Source organism: Pseudomonas sp. H1h, from assembly GCF_000633255.1.
Taxonomy (GTDB): domain Bacteria; phylum Pseudomonadota; class Gammaproteobacteria; order Pseudomonadales; family Pseudomonadaceae; genus Aquipseudomonas.
The window spans coordinates 103,089-126,749 of the sequence record NZ_AYMJ01000003.1 but is presented as its reverse complement, the minus strand read 5'-3'; the positions used below and the strand labels follow the sequence as shown (position 1 = coordinate 126,749).

General features: G+C 61.9%; 23 protein-coding genes. 10 read left to right on the top strand and 13 right to left on the bottom strand.

Annotation, left to right across the window (positions count from 1 at the left end; translation table 11 throughout):
- The first annotated feature begins 81 nt into the window (after positions 1-81).
- Positions 82-897, top strand: a complete 816-nt coding sequence (locus tag U862_RS0102515) for a gamma-carboxygeranoyl-CoA hydratase (RefSeq protein WP_025108951.1) — start codon at positions 82-84, stop codon at positions 895-897.
- Positions 897-2,846: an acetyl/propionyl/methylcrotonyl-CoA carboxylase subunit alpha gene (locus U862_RS0102510; RefSeq protein WP_025108950.1), complete on the top strand. Its 1,950-nt coding sequence runs from the start codon at positions 897-899 to the stop codon at positions 2,844-2,846. Before U862_RS0102515 ends, U862_RS0102510 begins: the two co-directional genes overlap by 1 nt.
- Positions 2,847-2,886: 40 nt before the next feature.
- On the opposite strand, the gene U862_RS0102505 is transcribed toward U862_RS0102510, so the two are convergent.
- Positions 2,887-3,546, bottom strand: coding sequence for a LexA family transcriptional regulator (locus U862_RS0102505; RefSeq protein WP_025108949.1), 660 nt, complete (start codon positions 3,544-3,546; stop codon positions 2,887-2,889).
- A gap of 130 nt (positions 3,547-3,676) precedes the next feature.
- On the opposite strand from U862_RS0102505, the gene U862_RS0102500 reads away from it, so the two are divergent.
- A complete protein-coding gene (locus U862_RS0102500) occupies positions 3,677-4,015 on the top strand; it encodes a DUF6124 family protein (protein WP_025108948.1) in 339 nt (112 codons plus the stop codon).
- 218 nt (positions 4,016-4,233) lie between these two features.
- Here the strand turns inward: U862_RS0102500 and U862_RS30735 are convergent, their stop codons facing one another.
- Positions 4,234-4,398 carry a hypothetical protein gene (locus tag U862_RS30735; RefSeq protein ID WP_157836049.1) on the bottom strand — a complete coding sequence of 55 codons (165 nt, stop codon included), beginning with the start codon at positions 4,396-4,398 and terminating at the stop codon, positions 4,234-4,236.
- Positions 4,399-4,496: 98 nt separating this feature from the next.
- Here U862_RS30735 and U862_RS0102495 point away from each other — a divergent pair, with 98 nt between their 5' ends.
- On the top strand, positions 4,497-5,648 hold the full coding sequence (locus U862_RS0102495) for a M14-type cytosolic carboxypeptidase (protein ID WP_025108947.1): 1,152 nt from the start codon (positions 4,497-4,499) through the stop codon (positions 5,646-5,648).
- 149 nt (positions 5,649-5,797) lie between these two features.
- Entirely contained in the window at positions 5,798-6,997 is a 1,200-nt protein-coding gene (locus U862_RS0102490; protein ID WP_025108946.1) for an MFS transporter, read from the top strand.
- On the opposite strand, the gene U862_RS0102485 is transcribed toward U862_RS0102490, so the two are convergent.
- Both U862_RS0102485 and U862_RS0102480 read right to left on the bottom strand, forming a co-directional pair.
- Positions 6,994-7,539, bottom strand: coding sequence for a cytochrome b (locus U862_RS0102485; protein ID WP_025108945.1), 546 nt, complete (start codon positions 7,537-7,539; stop codon positions 6,994-6,996). The two genes, U862_RS0102490 and U862_RS0102485, sit on opposite strands and share 4 nt — an antisense overlap.
- A complete protein-coding gene (locus U862_RS0102480; RefSeq protein WP_025108944.1) occupies positions 7,536-8,630 on the bottom strand; it encodes a catalase family peroxidase in 1,095 nt (364 codons plus the stop codon). The genes U862_RS0102485 and U862_RS0102480 overlap by 4 nt, the downstream gene beginning before the upstream one ends.
- Positions 8,631-8,787: 157 nt before the next feature.
- Between U862_RS0102480 and U862_RS0102475 the strand changes: the two genes are divergently transcribed.
- Positions 8,788-9,294 (top strand): RNA polymerase sigma factor, encoded by a 507-nt coding sequence (locus tag U862_RS0102475; protein ID WP_025108943.1) that lies wholly within the window; start codon positions 8,788-8,790, stop codon positions 9,292-9,294.
- Positions 9,291-10,046: an anti-sigma factor gene (locus tag U862_RS0102470; RefSeq protein WP_025108942.1), complete on the top strand. Its 756-nt coding sequence runs from the start codon at positions 9,291-9,293 to the stop codon at positions 10,044-10,046. Before U862_RS0102475 ends, U862_RS0102470 begins: the two co-directional genes overlap by 4 nt.
- Before the next feature lie 120 nt (positions 10,047-10,166).
- Here U862_RS0102470 and U862_RS0102465 read toward each other — a convergent pair whose 3' ends face one another.
- From U862_RS0102465 to U862_RS0102435, 7 genes are all read right to left on the bottom strand, one after another.
- On the bottom strand, positions 10,167-11,138 hold the full coding sequence (locus U862_RS0102465; RefSeq protein ID WP_025108941.1) for a spore coat U domain-containing protein: 972 nt from the start codon (positions 11,136-11,138) through the stop codon (positions 10,167-10,169).
- Positions 11,135-13,492: a fimbria/pilus outer membrane usher protein gene (locus U862_RS0102460; protein ID WP_025108940.1), complete on the bottom strand. Its 2,358-nt coding sequence runs from the start codon at positions 13,490-13,492 to the stop codon at positions 11,135-11,137. Before U862_RS0102460 ends, U862_RS0102465 begins: the two co-directional genes overlap by 4 nt.
- A 224-nt stretch (positions 13,493-13,716) precedes the next feature.
- Complete coding sequence (locus U862_RS0102455) at positions 13,717-14,505, bottom strand: molecular chaperone (protein ID WP_025108939.1); 789 nt, start codon at positions 14,503-14,505, stop codon at positions 13,717-13,719.
- Between the two features lie 33 nt (positions 14,506-14,538).
- Complete coding sequence (locus U862_RS0102450) at positions 14,539-15,039, bottom strand: spore coat U domain-containing protein (protein ID WP_025108938.1); 501 nt, start codon at positions 15,037-15,039, stop codon at positions 14,539-14,541.
- A gap of 4 nt (positions 15,040-15,043) precedes the next feature.
- Complete coding sequence (locus tag U862_RS0102445) at positions 15,044-15,580, bottom strand: spore coat U domain-containing protein (RefSeq protein WP_025108937.1); 537 nt, start codon at positions 15,578-15,580, stop codon at positions 15,044-15,046.
- 20 nt (positions 15,581-15,600) lie between these two features.
- Entirely contained in the window at positions 15,601-16,134 is a 534-nt protein-coding gene (locus U862_RS0102440; protein ID WP_025108936.1) for a spore coat U domain-containing protein, read from the bottom strand.
- Positions 16,135-16,239: 105 nt separating this feature from the next.
- A complete protein-coding gene (locus tag U862_RS0102435; RefSeq protein ID WP_025108935.1) occupies positions 16,240-16,761 on the bottom strand; it encodes a spore coat U domain-containing protein in 522 nt (173 codons plus the stop codon).
- Between the two features lie 286 nt (positions 16,762-17,047).
- Between U862_RS0102435 and zapE the strand changes: the two genes are divergently transcribed.
- Positions 17,048-18,169, top strand: coding sequence for a cell division protein ZapE (zapE, locus tag U862_RS0102430; protein WP_025108934.1), 1,122 nt, complete (start codon positions 17,048-17,050; stop codon positions 18,167-18,169).
- Between the two features lie 214 nt (positions 18,170-18,383).
- A complete protein-coding gene (locus U862_RS0102420; RefSeq protein ID WP_025108933.1) occupies positions 18,384-19,697 on the top strand; it encodes a protein kinase in 1,314 nt (437 codons plus the stop codon).
- Positions 19,698-19,809: 112 nt separating this feature from the next.
- Here U862_RS0102420 and U862_RS0102415 read toward each other — a convergent pair whose 3' ends face one another.
- The gene (locus U862_RS0102415; protein WP_025108932.1) at positions 19,810-20,514 is read right to left on the bottom strand and encodes a YebC/PmpR family DNA-binding transcriptional regulator; all 705 of its coding nucleotides are present in this window, start codon (positions 20,512-20,514) and stop codon (positions 19,810-19,812) included.
- A 221-nt stretch (positions 20,515-20,735) separates the two neighbouring features.
- Between U862_RS0102415 and U862_RS0102410 the strand changes: the two genes are divergently transcribed.
- Positions 20,736-22,124, top strand: a complete 1,389-nt coding sequence (locus U862_RS0102410) for a type VI secretion system Vgr family protein (protein ID WP_025108931.1) — start codon at positions 20,736-20,738, stop codon at positions 22,122-22,124.
- A gap of 111 nt (positions 22,125-22,235) precedes the next feature.
- On the opposite strand, the gene U862_RS0102405 is transcribed toward U862_RS0102410, so the two are convergent.
- Positions 22,236-23,627: an FAD-dependent oxidoreductase gene (locus U862_RS0102405; protein ID WP_025108930.1), complete on the bottom strand. Its 1,392-nt coding sequence runs from the start codon at positions 23,625-23,627 to the stop codon at positions 22,236-22,238.
- Positions 23,628-23,661: the final 34 nt, after the last annotated feature.

Here is a 23,661-nt window from a genome sequence, read left to right as displayed (position 1 = left end):
CCGCGCGGTTTGTCGGCCTGACCGCGTCATCGTTCTTCGCGAGCCGGTTCGCTCCCACAGAAACCGTGGAGACGGATGAATATGAGCGATTTCAACACCCTTGAGCTGCAGAACGACCCACGCGGTTTCGCGACCCTGTGGCTCAACCGCGCAGAAAAGAACAACGCGTTCAACGCCGAGATGATCCGCGAGCTGATTCTGGCGCTGGACAAGGTCGCCAGCGACGCCAGCCTGCGTTTCCTGTTGGTGCGCGGGCGTGGCAAACACTTCAGCGCCGGCGCCGATCTGGCGTGGATGCAGCAGTCGGCCGAACTCGATTACCACACCAACCTGGACGATGCGCGCGAGTTGGCGGAGCTGATGTACAACCTCGCCAAGCTGAAAATCCCGACGCTGGCCGTGGTGCAAGGTGCGGCGTTCGGCGGCACGCTGGGCCTGATCAGTTGCTGCGACATGGCGATTGGCACCGATGACGCGCAGTTCTGCCTGTCGGAAGTGCGCATCGGCCTGGCACCCGCGGTGATCAGCCCGTTCGTGGTGCAGGCCATCGGCGAACGCGCCGCACGTCGTTACGCGCTGACCGCTGAGCGTTTTGGCGGCCAGCGTGCGCGGGAAATCGGCTTGTTATCCGAGAGCTATCCGGCTGCAGAACTGGATCAACAGGTTGAACAATGGATCAACAACCTGCTGCTCAACAGCCCCGCCGCGATGCGCGCCAGTAAAGATCTGCTGCGTGAAGTCGGCAACGGCGCGCTGACTCCGGCCCTGCGCCGCTACACCGAAAACGCCATCGCCCGCATCCGTGTCAGCCCTGAGGGCCAGGAAGGCTTGCGCGCCTTCCTGCAAAAACGTGCGCCGAGCTGGCAGGCCGCAACCACCACCAAGGAGCCGCGTTGATGAGCGCACCTGTTCTCACCACCCTGCTGGTGGCCAACCGTGGCGAAATCGCGTGCCGGGTCATGCGTACCGCCAAGGCACTGGGCCTGACCACCGTCGCCGTGCACAGCGCCACCGACCGCGAAGCGCGGCACAGCCGGGAAGCGGATATCCGCATCGACCTGGGCGGCAGCAAAGCGGCGGACAGCTATCTGCAAATCGACAAACTGATCGCGGCGGCCAAGGCCAGCGGCGCGCAGGCGATTCATCCGGGCTACGGCTTTCTCTCCGAGAACGCCGGATTCGCCCGCGCCATTGAGCAGGCCGGACTGATTTTCCTCGGCCCGCCCGCCTCGGCCATCGACGCCATGGGCAGCAAGTCTGCCGCCAAAGCCTTGATGGAAACCGCTGGCGTGCCGCTGGTGCCGGGCTATCACGGCGAGGCGCAGGATCTGGAAACCTTCCGCGATGCCTGTGAGCGCATTGGCTATCCGGTACTGCTCAAGGCCACTGCCGGTGGCGGCGGCAAGGGCATGAAAGTGGTCGAGGACGTCAGCCAACTGGCTGAAGCCCTGGCCTCGGCCCAGCGTGAGGCGCAATCATCGTTCGGTGACTCGCGGATGCTGGTGGAGAAATACCTGCTCAAACCACGTCACGTGGAAATCCAGGTGTTCGCCGATCAGCACGGCAACTGCCTGTACCTCAACGAGCGTGATTGCTCGATCCAGCGCCGCCATCAGAAAGTCGTCGAAGAGGCACCGGCGCCGGGCCTGACCCCAGCGCTGCGCCGTGCCATGGGCGAAGCGGCGGTGCGTTCGGCGCAGGCGATCGGTTATGTCGGTGCCGGTACCGTGGAGTTTCTGCTCGACGCCCGTGGCGAATTCTTCTTCATGGAAATGAACACCCGGTTGCAGGTCGAGCACCCGGTGACCGAAGCGATTACCGGCCTCGATCTGGTGGCGTGGCAGATTCGCGTGGCACGCGGTGAAGCGTTGCCGATCACTCAGGATCAAGTGCCGCTCAACGGTCACGCGATTGAAGTGCGGCTGTATGCTGAAGACCCGTCGAATGATTTCCTGCCAGCCACCGGGCGCCTGGCGTTGTACCGCGAATCGGCTGCCGGCCCGGGGCGACGGGTTGATAGCGGGGTTGAAGAAGGTGACGAGATTTCGCCGTTCTACGACCCGATGCTTGGCAAGCTGATCGCCTGGGGCGAGGATCGCGAGCAGGCGCGGCTGCGGCTGTTGAGCATGCTCGACGAGTTCGCGATTGGCGGTTTGAAGACCAACATCAACTTCCTGCGGCGAATCATCGCGCACCCGGCCTTTGCAGCGGCGGAGCTGGATACCGGCTTTATTCCGCGTTATCAGGAGCAGCTGTTGCCGGCACCACGCGCGCTCAGCGACGACTTCTGGAATGCCGCAGCCCAGGCTTTCGCGCAGAGTCTGCCGGGCGCGGTGCGAGCGGACGACCTGGGCTCGCCATGGGCATTGAACAATGGTTTGCGCGCGGGGCTGCCGGCGGAAATCACCTTGCACTTGAGCTGTGAAGGTCAAGATCGAGCGCTGACCTTGGGCAGCGCCGGCAACGCCAAACTGTCGGATGAAGCACTGGTGGTCGAGCACGATGGCGTGCGCCGTACTTTGCGCACCCTTCGCCAAGGCGATTCACTGTATCTGCAATGGGACGGCGAGTTGCGCCGCATTGAGGTCTACGACCCGATCAGCGCCGTAGACGCGAGCCATAGCCATCAGGGCGGGCTGACTGCACCGATGAACGGCAGCATCGTGCGGGTGTTGGTGGAGGCCGGGCAAGCGGTCGAGGCCGGCGCGCAACTGGTGGTACTGGAGGCGATGAAGATGGAGCACAGCATCCGTGCGCCCCATGCGGGAGTGATCAAGGCGCTGTATTGCCAGGAAGGCGAAATGGTTGGCGAAGGCAGCGCCTTGGTTGAACTGGAAGTCGTGTAAATGGGCAGATCGATCCTACGCCGGGCGAGGATCGATCTGACTAGAAACGCGCCGTTGCCTGAACCACTACGCCGATAATTCGACACTCGTCGGTGAACAGGGCTTTCGGCCAGGTCGGATTGAGCGGTACCAGGTAACGCTGGCCGCCCTCTTCGTCCAGTTTGCGGAAGATCGCTTCTTCACTGTCCTGCCACTGGGCAATCACCAGTTTGCCAGGCACCGCCTCCACTTCCGGGTCCACCAGGATCAGCATGCCTTCGGCAATGCTCTGGCCGGTGGGTGCGGTCATCGAATCCCCCGCCACTGTCAGCCAGAACGCCGCACCACGGGCGTGATAATCCGTCAATTCGAAGCGTTGCTTGTCCTGCGCCGGGGCATAAGCCGTGGCTGCACTTTCGCGTGTTTCGCACGAGGTGCGCCAATCGCTGACCGGGTAGCGAAAGTACGGGTTGTACTTCTGCGCCAGTGGCATTTCGTCATCCGCCGCTTCCTGCGGTTCACGGATCACCAGCACCACTTCGAGGAACTCCATCCCCAGCGCCTGCAACACTCGGTTCATTTGGGTGATGCCCGGTTCGCGACGCTTGTTCAGCCAATGGCCGATGCCGCCCTGGGACATGCCGACGCGCTCTCCGAGCTCTGTTTGAGTGATTTTGAGCTCACTCATCTTGGCCTTGACCAACTCAATCCATTTATCCATGTGGGGCACCTTACGTGGACGCCTTCGGCCAGCAAAACACATATTGTAGTATTTAAATTCTGGTCACAACTACGTACCGTACTATTCTGAAAGCACGGATTTTCAATCGAACAAGGAGTGACCTTTCATCATGAATATCAGCAGCAAAGACTTGCCCGATCTGCAGATGGACACCACGTTCACCTCCCCTCAAGGCAACGCGGCAGCACAGCGGGCGCTGGATTATTACTTGAAACCGGCTGTGTCAGAACCCGAGGTCGAGGAGCGTTTTTTCGATGTAAAACGTCATCTCAGTGGCGAAGAGGCTCTGGTGCATGCCTCCGACCTGTTGCGTTGTGCAGCCGCCACCGCCTTCAAGGCAGCAGAAAACCTGCAGGGCGCGAGTCGTGACCTGGCATTTTCGGTGGTGCACATGGTGGATATGGCACGAGCGATGGTCGACCATTCAATTGATGGCGAACAGCTCTGAAGAACACGGAAACAGACGGACAGGAAAGAATTTCCCCATCGCACAGATAAAAACATTTGACTTGCAAATGATAATGATTATTATTGCAAGCAGCTGGTCGCGAGATCAGTCGATGGACCAGAGACCTTAGGTCGGTCTTCTGGACTATCTCCTCATCAGGCTAATCACGGTTTTTGACCCGGCTTTTTGCCGGGTCTTTTTTTTGCCCGTTTTCGGGCTTATGGCTTCAGGCTAATGAAGTCTTTAGGTGCTGCAAATTCGATGGCGCGGATAATATCAAAAGAATATCGCTTGGCAAGCGAAGCCCGGCCAGATTGGGGCAAACTAATGACAATTAGCACTTGAGAATCAATCGCACAGTCTCTAAGCTGCTTGCGCGTCATGGAAGACGCCCCCCACCGCAACCCCGCAATTTCCCTCGGTTTCCCCCCAGTCTTGCGTGTAAAGTAGCCGCCATAAAAATCATATTCAGGAACCGATTATGACCGTGGCCAAATCTTCGTTCGACATCAGCGCCAACTTCGACAGCGGCAACATTCAAGTCATCGACATCTCCAATCCGCTCAACCCGGTTCTGGCCATCCGTCCGGATACCCGCAGCGCGCATTTTCAGTGGTTTCACTTCAAGGCCAGCGGCCTGCATGTTCATCAAGAGCACTGGTTTCGCTTGGTCAACGCCAGCCAATCCTCCTATAACAAAGCCTGGACCGGCTATCAGGCCGTTGCTTCCTACGACCACGTCAACTGGTTCCGCATTCCTACCAGTTTCGAAGGCGATAGCCTGCGCTTTTGCCTCGAAGCCGAGCAGACCCACGCCTGGTTCGCCTACTTCGAACCCTACAGCCGTGGCCGTCATGACTGGCTGATCGAACAGGCGCTGACCAAGGCCGGCACTGAACTGCTGGCCACCGGCAAAAGCGTCGAAGGTCGTGACATTCAGTTGCTGCGCAAGGGCAGCGGCGCCGAGGGCCAGCGTAAAGTCTGGATCATCGCGCAACAGCACCCGGGCGAGCACATGGCCGAATGGTTCATGGAAGGCGTAATCGAGCGTCTGGAACGCCACGAAGACCCGGTGCTGAACAAACTGCTGGCCAGTGCCGACCTGTATCTGGTGCCGAACATGAACCCGGACGGTGCCTTCCACGGCCACCTGCGTACCAACGCCATGGGTCAGGACTTGAACCGCGCCTGGCAAAGCGCCAGTCAGGACATCAGCCCTGAAGTCCTTTTCGTACAGCAGCAGATGGAAAAGTACGGCGTCGATCTGTTCCTCGACGTACACGGAGACGAGGAAATCCCCCACGTGTTCACTGCCGGTTGCGAAGGCAACCCGGGGTACACGCCGCGTATCGAGAAGCTCGAAGAGCATTTCCGCACGCACCTCAAGCACACCACCAAAGACTTCCAGACCAAATACGGCTACACCCGCGACGAACCGGGCCAGGCCAACATGACCCTGGCGTGCAACAGCGTTGGCGAGAAATACGACTGCCTGTCGCTGACTCTGGAAATGCCGTTCAAGGACCACGATGACGCGCCGAATCCGCTCACTGGCTGGTCGGGCAAGCGCTCTAAACAATTGGGCAAAGACGTACTGACCACCATCGCCGACATGGTCGATACCCTGCGCTGATCCCTCCCCCGCCACACCCAAAAGATCGCAGCTGTGTCTGCGATCTTTTTTTTGCGCAATCAAACGCCACGACCAACAAGGTTGCAAATTAAAACAAGAATACTTACCGTGATTCTGGTTTTATTTTGAAACCGAAAAGGAATCAGGACATGCAACCTCAATCGCTCAAAAGCAGCGTGGTGCTGCTGTTCGCCGTTGCCTGCGGTCTGGCCGTGGGCAACGTGTATTACGCGCAGCCGCTGCTGGACGCCATGGCCGAGGCATTTGCCATGTCGCCGGCAACCATCGGCATCGTCATCACCCTGACGCAGATCGGCTATGGCATCGGTCTGGTGTTGTTGGTGCCGCTCGGCGACCTGCTCAACCGACGACGGCTGATCGTCACCCAGACCCTGCTCTCGGCAGCCGCCCTGCTGCTGATCGCGCTGGCCCCCAGCAGCGTGTGGCTACTGCTCGGCATGACCCTGACCGGCCTGCTCGCGGTGGTAACGCAGGTTTTGGTCGCCTACGCCGCGACATTGGCCCTCCCGGCGCAACGTGGCCGGGTCGTCGGGGTCGTCACCAGCGGCATCGTCGTCGGTATCCTGCTCGCGCGTACTGTGGCCGGGGCCATGGCTGACCTGGCCGGGTGGCGGGCGATCTACATGCTGTCGGCAGGGCTGACGCTGCTGATGGCGCTGTTGCTGTTGCGCGTCTTGCCTAAGGATGAGTCCGCGCAGCCGGCCAGCGGCTACGGCGCGCTGATCACTTCGGTGTTCAGCCTGTTCAGGCAAGAGCCGGTGCTGCGACAACGGGCGATACTCGCCTTGCTGACCTTCGCCAGCGCCATGGTCTTATGGACGCCGATGGTGCTGCCGCTGGCCGCGCCGCCGCTGTCGTTGTCCCACAGTGAAATCGGTTTGTTCGGCTTGGCCGGTGCCGCTGGAGCACTGGCTGCGGCACGCGCCGGACATCTGGCCGACCGGGGACTTGGCCAATGGGTCAGTGGACTTTCGTTATTGCTGATGCTGGCTTCGTGGCTGCCGATCGCCCTCACTCAGTCGTCGCTGTGGGCACTGTTGCTCGGCGTGATCACGCTCGATCTGGGCTTGCAGGCCGTGCACGTCACCAGCCAGAGCATGATCTACAGCGTGCGCCCCGAAGCACAAAGTCGCCTCACCGCCGGCTACATGCTGTTTTATTCGATCGGCAGCGCAGTGGGTTCGCTCATTTCGACGGCGCTGTACGCGTGGGCCGGCTGGACCGGCGTGTGCCTGCTGGGTGCCGGTATCAATGCAATAGCGCTGGGTTACTGGTGGCTGACCCTGAACAGTGGCGCACCGCAGCGGTGCGCCAACCAGGCAGGCTAGTCGCGATCCCGACCGCGCAGCATGCTGTCGAGCACCTCGTCGCGGCGCACCCAACCATGGAACAGCGCCGCCGCCAGGTGCAACAGCACGGTCAGAAACAGCAGATACGCCAGGTAGCCATGCGCCTTGCGCAGCACGGCAAACAGCTGCGCATCGGCCGGCAGGATCGACGGCAACTGCAACGTACTGCTGAGCATCACCGGCTCGCCTGACGCACTGATCATCGCCCAGCCGAGCACCGGCAGCACCAGCATCAACGCGTACAACAACACATGCGACGCCTTGGCCGCCATCACCTGCCAGCCGGGCAGATCCGCAGGTAACGGCGGCTGTCGGGTGGAAAACCGCACAAACAGGCGCACGACCACCAGCAGCAGAATCGCGATGCCCAGCGGTTTGTGCAGGTGAATCAGCCATTCATGCCGCTGCGAAACGGAGGTGACCATGCCGGCGCCAATGAACAACATGGCGATAATCATCAGCGCCATCAGCCAGTGCAGCAGCCGCGCCAGCAGTGCAAAATGAGTCGGTTGCGTGCTCATGGGCGAGCCTCCTGCTTGGCGGCGGGCAATTGGCTGACTTCACTGGTACGCCGCAGGTAAGAATCGGCGTAACCGGCAGAACGCGCGGCGAGCAATGGGTCGTCGGAGCCTTCGATACCGGCCGGCAGCACCAGCGGATCGTAGTTGATGTCACGGCATTCGCCGCTGAGTTGCGGCTGAGTCTTCTCCAGCACCAGCGTGCCGGCGTTCAACACCTTGCGCCCCTCGGGCCAGGTCTTGCTGGCGTCGTTCACCGGATCACCGGGATTGGCCAGGGTGATGTTCAACTGCCAGCGCAACGGCCCTTCCGCCAGACGCTGCACCAGATCCTTCTCGAGAAAATCCGCACCCTCCGGCGCCGTGGCTCCGGCGGCATCACGCGCCAGTGGCGTGACGCTCCAGCGCACAGCCTGCTTCTGGCCACTGGCGTTGACCAGATAGAACGCATTCACGCTGTTGTAGGTTTCGGTGGCATAGCTGGCCGACGGTTTGGCAGTCTTCACCCAAGTCAGGAATGGCACGGCCTCCGGGTGTGCGGCAAAGAACGCTGGCACCTTCGACGGGTCCGGTTTGCCAGTGGCCGGATCCGGCGATTGGGCCTGCTGCAACTGATAGAACGCCTCGGGCGTGCCGACCGGAAACACCGGCATACTGTTCATCCCGGTGCGCCATTGCTGACCGTTGGCCTGGGTGAAACGCAATGCCAGGCTGCGGATCGGCACGCTATTGTCCGGTGCGTAAGGATTACCCGCCGGCAGTGCGAAACGACCGACCACCGGGGTCTGCGGCTCGTTGAACACCTGCGCGGAGGAAAACGCCCGCGCTTCGCCGCTGCTCTCGAAATGCCCGATCACGCACACGCCCTTGGCATGGTTGCGACGAAACCCGGGATGCACGCCGTTGTTTTTCTCCAGCACATCGACCAGTGCCTTGGGCGTCAGACGTTGTGGGTCAAGGTTACCGTGCACGTAGGCAAACGCCCCGGCCACTGCGGCAACCACCACGGCAATGGCCGTCAGGCGCAACACTGCGCTTGCGGCACTCAAGGGCGGACGCGGCGGCCTGCCCGGCGGTGAAGTGCGATCAACCATGAACAACTCCAGGGCCATCGGCCACAAGTAGGAAGAATCAGCAAGACGCACCCCGGCAGGATTTATTCCATGACCCGGTATTTATTTTTCCGAACGTGGAATAACCTCGAACGGTAGACGTCTCCCTAGTCCACAGCGTAGTGACTAGCAGAATTTCATGAGCGAATTCGACGAACAGTTGAGAGAAATCATTCCCAGATTGCGCCGCTTTGCCGTGTCACTGACCCGCAACAGCAGCAGCGCCGACGATCTGGTGCAGGCCAGCCTTGAGCGGGCCCTGTCCGGCTGGGGTGGCAAACGTGCCGACGGCGACGTACGCGCCTGGCTGTTCTCGATCCTCTACCGGCAGTTTCTCGATGCCCATCGCCGTTCCCGCCGTTATGCGCGGATGCTGGAGTTCTTCACCGGCCGCGACGATGCCGAGCCGTCGACCGAGCGCACGGTGATCGCCCAAGCGACCCTGCAAGCCTTCGATCGCCTGCCCACCGAGCAGCGTGCCCTGCTATTGATGGTCTCGGTGGAAGGCCTGACGTACAAGGAAGTCGCCGACATCCTCGACGTCCCCACCGGCACCGTGATGTCACGCCTGTCCCGTGCGCGTCAGGCGTTACGCCAGCTCAGCGACGGCGAAATCAGCAGCCCTTCTTTGCGGATTCTCAAATGATCAGCATGCCCCCCAGCGAGCGCGACCTGCACGCTTACGTCGACCACCAACTCAGCGAAGCCGATCGGCGCGTACTCGACGCCTGGCTGGCCAATCACCCGGACGCAGCCGCGCAGGTTCATGCCTGGCAGCAGGATGCCCAACAATTGCGTGCGGCGCTGGGCGGCGCATTGCAGCAACCAGCCAATCCAGATCTGGATCCGGCGTTGATTCGCCAGCGCCTCAAGCGACAGGCGCGGCGTCACCTGGCCAGCGCGGCGGTGTTGCTGATTGCAGTGGGCATCGGCGGCTTCAGTGGCTGGCAGGCGCGGGAGATGACCTTGGCGCGCTCCTCCCTGCTACCGATGACCGACGCCCTGCAGGCCTATCGATTGATTGCTCAGCAAGGGATTTTGCCGGCGGACTACAAGGTCGACTCCGACGGCGACATGCAGCGCTGGCTCGACCGTTATTTCACTCGGGCCAGTCGCCTGCCGGACCTGAAATCCGCTGGATTCGAACCGGTCAGCGGCCGTCTGCTCAGCACCGACGAAGGCCCGGCGGCGATGGTGATGTACGAGGATCGCAGCGGCCACAAGGTCAGTTTCTACGTACGCCCACCGGGGCCGAAGAACACCTTCCTGCCGCGCGGCAGCCGCAGCGATGGTGATCTGCAGGCCGATTACTGGTCCGGCGGCGGGTACAACTATGCGATGGTCAGCCCGACAGATTCGCCAGCGGCAAAACAACTCAAGCAATCAATGCAATTCTGAAAGCGCCTCAAATCCCCTCCAGGAGTGAGCCTGCTCGCGATAGCGGTGTACCCGTCAGATCAGATGTCACTGACAGAAAGCTATCGCAAGCAGGCTCACTCCAACAGGGATTGTGTGAATTCAGAACCCCACATCGAGCACCACATTGTCCAGATACGTTCCAGCCGGTGGCGTGGTCTGGTCGGTGTAGATTTTCGCGTTGTAATTGAAGATCTGGCTCCCGGTGCCCAGACCGTTCCCCGGATTGACCTCGGCGTCGGTGCTGTTGCGACGTGCACTGCCAACACTGCCCCAACGGGTGGTGCCGGCACTTTTGAAGATGTCGTAGGCCAGATAATTGCTCCCGGAAATCATCCGCCGTCGGCCGCCAACGCTGACCGGGTTTTGCCCGTCGCTCAAACCGACGGTGTAGGCGCTGCCCTTGGTGCAGGCCAGATTGATCGTCTGCCCGGTCACCGGGGTGAAAGCGCTGATCACCGGCGCGCTGCCGAAGGCGATGTTCGGCGCGCTAATCGTGCAATCGTTGGACACGGTCAGGTTCACCGTCAACGTAGCAGTGCCGTTGGCGATATCACGCCCGAGACAGATGGCACCGATACCAATGCCCGAGCAGTAATTCCAGTTCCAGAAAATACTCAGGGTTTCCGTATAGACCCCGGCGGCGACGTTGCTGCCAATAGTCGTGCCCAGGTACAGCGGCACGGTTTTCGGCGTGGTGCCGTTGAGCAGCCCCAAGGCGTCGATGATGCCGTTGCGGGCAAAATCGTAGGCGGTGCCACGGGTCACCGGGTAGCTGGTGCTGTTGTTGGCGTAGATCGTGTAGCCGATGACATCGCCCGTGGGTCCGAGCAGACCGCTCTGGGTGGAAGTGATGGTGGCGTAGAAATGGTCGTTGCTGGTCAGCAGTGACAGCAGCGAGCCGGTGCAACTCAACCCGGCATTGAGCGTGGAACTGGGCTGGGTCGTGGTGCGCACGGCAATCGAACTGATCGAGCCGAACGCCGCCGGCGTGGTGCTGGTCACCGAACACAGGGCCTGCGCTGCCCCCGGCAGCAGCAACACCAGGCACAGACAGATCCGGGCAGCGATCACTGGCACACCAATGGGCCGATCAGCGGCACCTGGCTCTGCTGCATGTCCACGCTGAACTGCGCCTTGCAGGTCTTGCCGTCCGCCAGTGTCACCTGCAACGAGTTCTGCTCCTGCAGGTTTTCCAGATAGACCAGGCCATCCCAGCCGACTACCGTGCGCGTGCCGCTCTGCTCATGCAGCACGCCCGCGCCAAGCGGCAGTTCTCGTTGCTGCGCGTCCACCAGCACGAGGCTCGCGGCGATCACTCGGGTCAGTGGAAACTCCAGCAAATAGCCACTGCCCCGACGCACGGCAATACGCTGCTCGACATTGGGACTGCGCACATTGGCCGGCAGATTCAGTGGATCGATTTCGTATTTGCCGCGGTAGTAAGCGCTGCTCCACGGCACCAGTAAATGGCCATTCTTGTCGGTCTGACCGACCTGCTGGTTTTCGTAGCGTACCGGAATGTCGGCAAAGCCCTCAGTGCTGACCACCACAAATGCGTCGTCGATACGATTGGCGGCGAACACCTCCCGATCCATCCACACCAGCGAACCACTGGCATCGGCCCAACGGGTTTCGGCGTCTGAGGTGCCGTAGACCCCGGCCTGCAATTGCACCGATTGCAGGCGCCAGGTCACGTCGGCCTGTCGATAATCCGCGCCATCACCCTTGGCGTACCCCAGATTGAAGCCGACCCCGCCCTCGGTCGGCACCGAACGGCTGTAATTGACCCGCTGCTGACTTTGCCCGGTCTTGCTGCGTTCGCTGCTGATCGCCAGGCTGCCGCGCAGATCGAACGGGATCACCAGTTGCGCCTGCACCGCCCAGTTGCTGTCACCAATCTCGCGGTTGGCCGACAGGTAGAAACTGCTGTTGCGCCACAACGGCTTGCTCCAGCTCAGGTTGAGCAGTCGCGTGCGCGAATCGTCCGCCGCGCGCACGTCGAAATAGCCGGCACCGAGGCTGCCCCAGCGGTCGAGGTTGACGCTCAGGGTCGCCTGTTCGCTACGACGGCTGAGGCTGACGTAAGGGGTATCGATCACGCTCAGGTCGGCATACTGGTCGCGGCGTTGCAGGCGTTGATAGGAAAAGCTGTAGCGCTGGCTGCTGTACTGATAACCGAGGCTCAACTGATCGCCACCGTCACCTTCGAAACGGCTCTGACTGATGGCGCTGTTGAGCACGCCGAAGTTGCCCAGGCGCAGGTTGCCGCCAATCCCGCCGAGGGTCAGCGAGTCTGCTGCTTCGGCATGGCTTTCCAGGGTGAAACTGTCACTGACGCCATAACGCAGGCTGCCGGAGGTGACGCCGGTGCCGTAGCTGAAGTCCTTCAAACCGTAATCGCGGCGCAACGTACCGGCTGCCACGGAAAAATCGCTCAGGCCTTTTTGCAGCAAACTGCTCGTGACATAGAACGGGACCGTGGTCGACACCTGCCGCCCCAGCGCATCGGTGGTCACCACCACCGCCTCCCCCGCACCGTTGATGAACGGAATGTTGGTCAAGGTGTACGGCCCCGGTTGCAGGTCGGCGCTGCTGGACTTGTAGCCGTTGATGAACAGATCCACCGACGACGGCACCGCCGCTTCACCGGCAAACTGCGGCAGTGGATAGGTCACCAGATCCGGGCGCACGGCGAAGTCCCGCGAGAACTGCACGCCGCCCAGACGCACCGAGTTGCTCCAGGGCAAGGCGCCGCTGATCACGTCGCCGCCCTCGTAAGTGAGCATTCGTTCGTCATCGGAGTAGCGCCAGGTGGTGTCGTAGCGCAGATAGCCGTTGTCGAGCGTGCTGACCGAGTCACCCGACAAGGTGCGCCGGTACTGCCCGGTGTTGGACAGCGTGCCCCAACTGTCGAACAGTCGCACCTCGTTCCATGCCGCCAGATAGGTGCCGGCATCGTCGGTGTCGTTGAGGTACAAGTCATAGTTGAACAGTGCGCCGAAGCTGCTCAGGGCCGGGGTGCGCGGATAGTTCTGACGGTTGCCGATGAACTGGTCCGGCAGCCACTGCGGCGGCACCTCCAGCAGCAGGCGCTGGCCGACGCTGTCGTATTCGCTGTGCAGCCCCGGCAGACCGTCGAGGTCGACGTCTTCACCGCTGCTGTCTGGCAGCGTCATCCCGGTTTCACGCAACGCGGTAGCCGGCAGGAACAGATGCCCGTCACGCTGCTGCACCGCCACCACCCGCCCGGTGTTCATCTGATTGACCACCAATTCCAGAAACAACTGTGCATCACTCACGGCCTCCATGCCGCTGGGAGGCGGCGGCAGTTCCCCGGCCCCGGATGGTTGAACGAACATCAGGCACCACGCGCCGGTCATGAGCCACAACGGACGCTGAATACGGCGAGCCCATCCCGGGCTCATACACGCTTTACGTCCGTCAATGGACTGAATCCTCCTGATACCACTGCCCTCTACAAGAGACTGATCACCTCATTGTGGCGAGGGTGCTTGCTCCCGTTGGGCAGCGAAGCGCCCTTGCTTTTACCCACGCCACTGAGTGGCGCGTATCACAACTGCAGCGCCGTTGGACGGGGGCAAGGCTCCTCGCCACAGAATCACTTAACGAGCACTGCTCGGCCCGGCCATTACTTCGCTGGCGCAATACTCTGCACCTGCGCTCCGCCATTGACCCGCACCTGCAGTGCCGACTCGCCGGCCAGCGGCCCGGGTGCCGGCCAGCGCATCGCCGCGCCCGGCAGCACGTAACCCAACAGCCCCTCGGCCACTGGCTTGCTCTGTCCACCCTGTTTGAGCACCACGTCGGTCAGCCGCGCATGCACCGCGCCCTGGTTACGCACTTCGACATAAGGCCGACCGTCGATCGCCACCGTGCGCCAGCTCAACTGTGGCAGACCGATCCCCTTGGGATCACGTGGACGGGTGGTGTCTTCCTTGCTCCACAGCCCCGCGCCGTAGGCAAACAACGGCACCGAATAACGCATCTGGAAGCGGATCGCGGCCGCAGTCTTGCCGCCCTCGGCAGCAGGCGGCTGAGCGGAAGGGATTTCGTCGATGATGATCCGGTAGGCCAGTTCCTGCCCCGGCGGCACGTCCTTGGTTCGGGTCAGGCGCACCAGTTGCTTTTGGCCCGGCTCGATCTTCGCCACCGGCGGACTGCCGATCACGTCGCGCTGGTTCTGGTATTGCTCTTCAAAGCCACTCTGGCTCCAGCCGAATACGCGGATCTGCAGGTTGGCGGTTTCCGTACCGCGGTTCTCCAGCCACAGCGCACTGGCCTGTTGATCGGCTTCCAGCACCGGATCGATCGGCCAGATCAGCACCGAACTGGCGGCCTGCGCACTGCCGGTTCCGAGCATGACCAACGCCAACATCGCGTACTGCACACACCCATGCCGTGACGTAACTGCCCCCATGAACCTGCTCCTTGTCGGCCATTCAAATTCGCCTCACCACGACAGTTGCACCTGCAACACGTCGCTGTACGCCCCCCCAGGCTGATTGCCCGGCAATTGCACCTGACCGTAAATCGGCAGGCTGATGTTGTTCGCATCGCTGTAGGCCACGGCCACACTCTGGCCAATGCCCAGGCTTTGGCTGTAAGCCGCATCGCGAAACAGCGCGTATGCCACCCGCGCACTGCCGCTGTTGAGCTGCATGTGACGGCCACTGCTGTTGTACTGACCACCATCGACGCTCATGTTCAGCGTCACTCCCGGTGTGCATTGCAGTTGCACGCCACCGGTCAGCGCCACTTTCACGGTGCCGGTGGAAAGCGCCGAATTCGAGCCAAAATTCAGCCCGCCATAGTTCGATACCCCGCCGACCACCAGGCACCCCGGAGTGATGGTGGCGCTGACCTGAAAGCTCTGACTGGTCGCCGCTCCGACGGGAATTGGCACACTGCCCGCACAGAGCAGGAACAGCGCGACGCAGCCATGGCGGCGCATGGCATCAGAATGTCAGTTCAACAGCGACGGTGTCGGTGTACGTCCCCGCCGGCAACCCGGCCTTGCCCACTGCCTGACCATAGAGGTTCACCGTTTGCGCCACACCGGTGCTGGTTGCCAGGTTGATCGTCCCGTCAATCGGCAGCAGCGTCGAATGCCCGGCATCGGTGTAGAAGTCGTACGGCACGTAGTTGGCGACACCGTCGTACAGCGCACGAGCGCCACCCGGCGATTGTCCGTCGTGAGCGCCGGCGCGCACTTTGACCACCGGTGTCGTGCCGCTGGAGCAAAGAATCGACAGCGCGCCGCCGCCACCGCCCAATACCTGACCACTGGCGGTGGTGAACAGGCTGTTGGCGGTGCCGAAGTTCAGGGCACCGAAGTTCAGCCCGGTGGAACCACCGGCGCCATTGACCTGACAGCTGCTGATCAGGGTCAGACTGGCAGTGATCTGGCCGGTGACAGTGGTGGCGGCGTTGACACTGGAAACCAGCGTCAGGCCAAGCAACGACAAACCAATCCTTGATGCAAACTTGCGCATGGTGTCCGTCCTCTACGGGGTTACCAGTCGAGCGTCACTGTCAGCGTGTCGGTATAGACACCTGCCGGTACCGCGCGGGTATTCGCCACCACCGAGCCAAATACCGGAATCGGTATCTGTGCACCGCTGGTGACAGCGAAATTGTGTTGTTGGCCGATGCTGTAACGCTGGCTGCCCGAGGCGTCCAGGAACAGCTGATAAGGCAGGGTCTGGCGCCCGTTGCTCAGGCGGCGAGTGGTGCCGTCACCGTGGGAGCCGCCGTCGATGGAGACGGTGAATCCGGTGACCGAAGGATTGCAGGCGACATTCAGCTTGCCGCTGCTGTCACCGTCGAGACTGGCCTTGATCGGCGCGGTCCAGGTCGGCCCCTGCTGACCGAAATCGAGGGTGCCCAGATTGCTCACGGGGATTGCCGGCGTGGCGCTGTTGGTGACTTCGCAGCCGGCGATCAGGATCAGCCGTGCATGTATCTGCCCACTGACCGCCGCCTGTGCGTCTTCAGCGAGCAACAGCAACGTGCCTGTGGCGATGACCATCCAGTGCTTGCCTGTCATTGCGCCCGTCCCTACTCCTTCAGGATGCTTGCGAACCTTGCGTTCATCATTGAACGCCCCTTCCCTGCGCAAACCGCCTCCAGCGGAATGCCTGAAATCCTGCCGTCACCAGGTCACGGTGACCTTGACCAGATCCGAATAGCGGCTGACTTGCGGCACCTGCGCCAGACGCTCGATGCGTGCGTACAGCGGCAGTTCCACGGTGCCGGTGTCCGGCACCCGGTCGCTGAGCGGCACGTCTACCACCAGCGGCACCCGGCGCGCCGCGTCCTGATACAGGCGATACGGAATCGGCTTGCTCCCCGCCGCCCCCGCCATGTAACGAACCTCACCGACGCCGCCATGCAAGCCACCGTCGACACGCAACTGATACAGCGTGTCGGGGTTGCACTCCAGGCGTGGCAACCGTTGGTTGGTCAGCGCCGCACTCAACGGCCCGGCCGGATCGTCGAGACGCGCAGTGCTGCCGAAATCCAGCACACCCAGTTGTTCAATACCCGCCTCACGTTGCTGGCCGACCAGTTGGCATCCACGCTGCACGTCAACACGGACTTCGACCTGAAGATCCGCCGCGCACACCAAGCCGCCAAGCAACCCGAGCAGGCCCACCACCACACGTGCAATCACTGTCCCATTCCTTGTGAGGGAACACCTGGATGACGTTACTGTGTTTCAGGTTAGCAACGGTCGACGAATCCGCCAGTCGATTGGATCCATCGAACTGTCGGGATATGTTTCGAAAGGTTGGCAACAAGGCGAATTACATCGCTGAAAATTGCTGTACGTACCGCACAATGCTGTTCAGTTATCGCCCACTGTCGACGAGCCGCGATGGCAGGCTGCTGCAGCCTCTGGTTACACTACGTCGCCGCGCTCCCGGGAGCCGGTCTGATGAACACGGAGTGACCGCACTGTGCCCTCTCGAGCGCCCAAACGATCGCCACTGACCCAACGCTGGTCGGCGCTGCGCCGCTGGCTCGCCAATGGCCGGCCGGGCAATTGCGGGCATGACGCCAGTGGCCAGGCAATCCGTGATTACTTTCGCCACAAGGCCCATGGCCAGGGTTACACCCTCAGCCACAGCCAACAGCGGGTGATCGACTGCATGGCGCAACAGGCCAGCCAGTTGTTCGGCGCCCGCGCGCAAACGCCAGTGAGCCTGTACCTGCACGGCGCGGTCGGACGCGGCAAGAGCTGGCTGCTCGACGGCTTCTTCCAGGCGCTGCCGACTGCGCAGAAACAACGGGTGCATTTCCATGCGTTCTTTGCCCGACTGCATAAGGGCATGTTCAACCACCGTGAACATGACGATGCCCTCGCCGTTACCCTCGACGAGTTGCTGGACGATTGCCGGGTGCTGTGTTTCGACGAATTTCATGTGCATGACATCGGCGATGCGATGCTCATCACCGGACTGTTCAAGGCCCTGTTCCAGCGCGGCACCCTGTTGCTGGTGACCTCCAACTATCCGCCGGAAGGCTTGCTGCCCAATCCGCTCTATCACGCTCGTTTCAAGCCGGTGATCGACCTGATCAACGCACGGATGCAAGTCATGGAGGTCGGCGGCCCGCTCGATTACCGCAGTCACGCGAGCAACCACGCGCACCAACTGTTCACTCAGGGCCACTATGTATGGCCGGCCACACCGACACAGCGCCAGACCCTGGACCTGCCCCCCGAGGGTGCCCCGGCCATTGCATTGGCGGTCGGCAGCCGGCACGTTCAGACGCGCCTGTGCGATGGCCGCCGGGTCGCTTTCACCTTCGACGATCTGTGCGAGCAACCGACGGCAGTGATGGACTATCTGGAGCTGTGCCGGCGTTTCGACCAGTGGATCATCGACGATCTGCCGGAACTGGATGAATGCTCGATCGCCGCGCAACAGCGCTTCATCAACCTGATCGACGTGCTTTACGACCAGGACAAACACCTGACCCTGATCAGCCGCTTGCCGCTGCGCGAGGCCCTTGGCGGCAACGCCATCGACCTCGCTCGCACGCGCAGCCGTTTGGGGCAGCTGCAGGAAATCCACTGACCCTGGAGATCCCTTTTCGTGGAAGCGGGCTGCTCGCGAAAGCGGAGTGTCAGCGACGGATTACTGACTGACAGTACGCCTTCGCGAGCAAACCCGCTCCCACAGGGTTTGCGGAGTTATCGAGGGTCAGATCAGTGCAAATCCAGCCATTGCCGTTATCATGTCGCCCATTCCAGGCGCCTGGCGCTTCTTTCCCTTGATAGTGACCACCTTCATGCACACCCTTGCTCAATTGCGCGCCGGCGAGTTGTCGGGCATCACCCGGTTGGACCTGTCCTGCGGACTGACCGAGTTTCCCCGGGAAATTTTCGAGCTGGCCGATACGCTGGAGGTGCTCAACCTCAGCGGCAATGCCTTGAGCAGCCTGCCGAACGACCTGCATCGGCTGACGAAGATGCGCATTCTGTTTTGCTCGGACAACCACTTCACCGAGGTACCGGCCTGCGTCGGTCAATGTGCGGCGCTGACGATGATCGGCTTCAAGGCCAACCGCATCAGCCACGTGCCGGGCGCGGCATTACCACCGCGGCTGCGTTGGTTGATCCTGACCGACAACTGCATCGAAACCCTGCCGAGCGAACTGGGCGAGCGCCCCTATCTGCAAAAATTGCTGCTGGCCGGCAATCGCCTGCAAGCGCTGCCGGCGTCCATGCACCAATGTCATCGCCTGGAACTGATCCGCATCGCCGCCAACCAGATGCGCGAACTGCCGCAGTGGCTGCTGACCCTGCCGAGCCTGACCTGGCTGGCGTATGCCGGCAATCCACTGGAAACCGAAGCCGACGCCGCCGCACTGGAGGCCACGCCGCTGATCGACTGGTCGCGGCTGCGTCTGGAACAACGTTTGGGCGAAGGCGCTTCCGGGGTGATTTCCCGGGCGCTGTGGCAGCGCACCGAACACTCGGCGGTGCCGGTCGCGGTGAAGCTGTACAAAGGTGAAATGACCAGCGACGGTTCGCCGCTGCACGAAATGAACGCCTGCATCACCGCCGGCCTGCACCCGAACCTGATCCGTGTGGAGGGCCGCATTCAGGGGCATCCTGACGGGCAACAGGGGCTGGTGATGCAACTGATCGACCCGAGCTTTCGCAACCTTGCGGCACTGCCAAGCCTGGCGAGCTGCTCGCGGGATGTTTACAGCGAGGATTGCCGGTTCAGTGCCGAGGTCGCGTTGAACATTGCCCGAGGCATCGCGTCGGCGGCCGAGCACCTGCATCAACAGGGCATCACTCACGGTGATCTCTACGGGCACAACATTCTGTTGAACGATCAGGGCGATTGCCTACTGGGGGATTTTGGCGCGGCGTCGTTCCATGCCACGACCGACAATCTGGAAACACAGGCGCTGCAACGCATCGAAGTACGGGCGTTCGGGGTTCTGCTCGGAGAATTGCTGGCGCGCATCGACGCGGGGTTGAGTGTCGAACGGCGCAAGGTACTGGAGGATCTGGAACGGCGTTGCTGCCAGGCGGATGTGCTGGCGCGACCGGGGTTCAGCGAAGTGATTGAGGTGCTGGCGCAGCTGTGACCGTTGCGCGGTCAATCGCGAGCAGGCTCGCTTCCACAGGGGATTTGTGAACGCCACAGATCCAGTGTGGGAGCGAGCCTGCTCGCGAAGGCGGTATCAGTGACTCAGCCGATCAACCTGCCAGACCGACAAACATGTCCTGCACGTCATCGTGGTTGTCGAGGCCTTCAAGGAACGCTTCGACTTCAGCCATCTGCTCGGCGCTCAGGCCGCTGACCGGGTTCTTCGGCTGGTAGCCGAGTTTCGCCGACAGCACGGTGAAGCCTTGCTCAGGCAGCGCTTTCTGCACAGCGTCGAGGTCAGTCGGATCGGTCAGGAACAGGGTCGCGCCCTCTTCAGCCGGTTCGAAGTCCTGGGCACCGGCCTCGATCGCGGCCATTTCCGGGTCGGCGTCCGGAGTATCCGGCGACGCTTCGATCATGCCGACGTGGTTGAAGTCCCAGGCCACGGAACCGGAAGCACCCAGTTGACCCTTGCGGAACGCCACGCGGATTTCCGCGACGGTGCGGTTGATGTTGTCGGTGACGCACTCGACGATCAACGGAACCTGATGCGGCGCGAAACCTTCGTAGGTCACACGGTGGTATTGCACGGTTTCGCCCAGCAGACCGGCGCCTTTTTTGATGGCGCGGTCCAGGGTTTCCTTGGGCATCGAGGCTTTCTTGGCCTGTTCGACCACCAGACGCAGGTGTGCGTTGGTGGCGGTATCGGCACCGTTGCGGGCAGCGATGGTGATTTCTTTCACCAGTTTGCCGAAGATCTTGCCCTTGGCGTTGGCTGCCGCTTCTTTGTGTTTAACCTTCCACTGTGCGCCCATTACTCACTCTCTTGATCTGTGGCGCCGAGACATCTATTGGCCGACGCGTGGCGCCAAGTTTATACGGCCTAAAGTCGGCAATCGACCAAAAAAATGCATTGTTGAATCGACATCTTCACCACACCTTGTAGGGCGATTCTGAAAAACCCACTGGCCATGACCATTCGTGCTCGCGTTTTCGTACCCTCTGCCGTCCGTACTGCCCCACAGAGCCCGTATGCATGCTCAATGATCAGCAAAGCCCGTTCACCCTGACCCTGACCGACGGCCCACTGTGTCTGCCGGTGCTGCGTTTCAGCGGCACGGAAGCACTCAACCAGCCTTTTCGATTCGAGATTGACGTGATCGGTCTGGCCCCGGCCCTGCCTCCAGGCAGCCTGCTGCACCAACCGGCATATTTGCGCCTGGGCGCCGATCACGGAATTCACGGCCTGATCCACAGCGTCAGTTGCGAGCACCGCGCCAGCCATCGGATCGGCTATCGGCTGATTCTGGTTCCGCAGCTACTGGGGCTGGCGCAGGCGCCGCGGCGCCGGGTCTTCGTGCAATCGAGCGTACCGGCGATCCTCGCCCAGATACTTGGCGAGCACGGGCTGACTTCAGACAACTACCGGATCGAGATGAGCGTCGGCCATTACCCGCCTCGGCCGTTTTGCATTCAATACGAGGAAAGCGATCTCGCCTTGCTGCAACGCCTGTGCGAGGAGGAAGGCATTCACTATCACTTCGAACATCGCCCGGATGGCCACGTCGTGGTGTTTGCCGATGACAACCTGAGCCTGCCCCAGGAGCCGCTGCCGCTGCCGTTCGCCGTCGCTGACGACATCCCCTCTCCTCGCCTCAGGACACTTTTTCAGCGCCATGACGCGACACCGTTCATGCCCGCACAGGGCATTCGCAACCGGGGCCAGCAGGTGATTGCCGAAGACGCGGCCAATCACCCCGTGCCCACACTTGTCCCCTTGCAACTGTCGGGCGCACAGCGCCACGCCGAACAACGCAGCCGTCGCCACTTGCAGCGCCAACGCTGCCAGTCCCGCTCGATCCAGGGGCGCAGCGATTGCAGCGCACTGCGCAGCGGGCACCTGCTGCAGATCAGCGGGCACCCGATCAATGCGTTCAACGAGCAATGGCTGATCACCGAGCTTCAGCATCAAGGCCAGCACCCCTCGATCCTCGATCCGACAACCAATGTGCATCACTACCACAACGACTTCAGCGCCCTGCCCTGGTCCACCGACTTTCGCCCGCCGCAGGTACAGCCGCGTCCAAATATTGGTGGCTATTTCGTGGCGCGGGTGGTGGGTTCGCCCGGTCAGCCCGCGCAACTGGATGACCTGGGGCGCATCGCTGTCAACTTGTGGCCTGCGCAGACTGAGGATGTTGATTGTCTGTGGTTGCCGATTGCGCTGACCGGCGCCAATGGCCGCCTCGCCGCCCACGAACTGCCCCGCGCCGGCAGCGAAGTATGGGTGAGTTTCCTCGACGCCGATCCGGATCGACCGATCCTGTGCCTCGCCAACCCGCGTCCAGCGCCACCGCGTGAAACTGCGCCAAACCGCGACAGCAGCCTGTTACTCGACTGGCTGCTCAACAGTGCCGATCCGTAGCCGCTCCATACAGTGGATTCGAGTACACCTGCCGGAAACCGGTTGGCCGCTTTCGCGAGCAAGCCTGCACAGTGGGTTCGGGTACATCAGCAATGGATTTTCCCGGTGCATTCAACCCTTGTCAGCCTTACCCGCCGCCGCCGCAAACTTCGCCAGACGCACGTCCAGATGCCGCGGCCGACGCCCATGATCTTCGGCACGCTCCTTGCGGCGAATGGCATTGCGCACCATCAACGACCCCAGATAACGGATCGGCTCCGGCGGGAAATACCCCAGCGGCCCGTTGACCAATGGCGAGCGCGTCCAAGGGTTGTCGAGCCCCTGTACCAGCGAGGCAAGAATCTGCCCGCCCATATGACACGGACCGACGCCACTGCCGGAATAACCGAAACCATAAAACACATTGCCACTGGCGCTCATCTGCCCGAAAAACGGTAAACCGGTGACCGAGCGATCCGACGGCCCGTTCCACGTCGCATCCACTTTTACCTCGGCAAACGCCGGGAAGAAGTCGCCAAGGCTGTGCTTGAGCAACCCGGCATACGGCGAAGGCTGATCGAACACCGGCAGCATCCGCCCGCCATAAGCGAAGGTGTTGCCGCCCTTGCCGAGCATGATCCGGCCGTCCGGGGTGTTGTGGTAGTAGTGCACGAAAATCCGCGAGTCGAGCACGGTGACGCCACTGGTCAAACCGATTTCCTGCAGCAGATCCGGACGCGGTTCGGTGATCAGCATGTCGCTGGAAACGATCGCCACGCTGCGCTCGAACTGCGGGAACGCACGAGCCATCCACGCGTTCATCGCCAGCACCACTCGGTCGGCGATCACCCTGCCATTGGCGGTGTGGATTCGCGCCGGACGGCCTTCTTCCAGACCGGTCATCGCCGTGTTCTCGTGGATCTTCACGCCCAGTTGCAACGCCACCCGGCGCAGCCCGCGCACCAGTTTGCCCGGTTGCACACTGGCCGCCGCCGGCGAGAACCAGCCTTCCAGATGTTTACTCGAACCGGCCATGCGCTGCACGTCAGCCACCGGGCGCTGCGTGAAGGAGTTGATGCCATTGCGCTCCAGCGCCGCGATCACCGCATCGGTCGAGCCGACCTGCGCCTTGTTGGTCGCAGTGTACAGCGTGCCGTCGAGGCGGTAATCGGCATCGACGCCGTACTGTTCGCAGAACGCGCCGATGGCGTGGATGCTGCGCTCGGATTCCTTGACCAGGCGCACCGCTTCCTCGACGCCGAACAGGCGCTCCAGAGTGAAATACTTGGCTGACCACGACAGCGCACACCCACCGTTACGCCCACTGGCACCGGCGCCGCAGATGTCGGCTTCGATCAGCAGCACGTCGAGTTCAGGGTTCTGCTGCTTGAGCATGATCGCCGTCCACAACCCGGTGTAGCCGCCGCCGACGATGCACACGTCAGTGCGCACTTCGCCTTGCAACGGCGGGCAAGTCGGGGATGGATCAGCCTGCAAGGCTTGCTCGAGCCAAAACGGTCTCATGGGATTCTCCAGTCATACGGCCACGCCAAAGCCT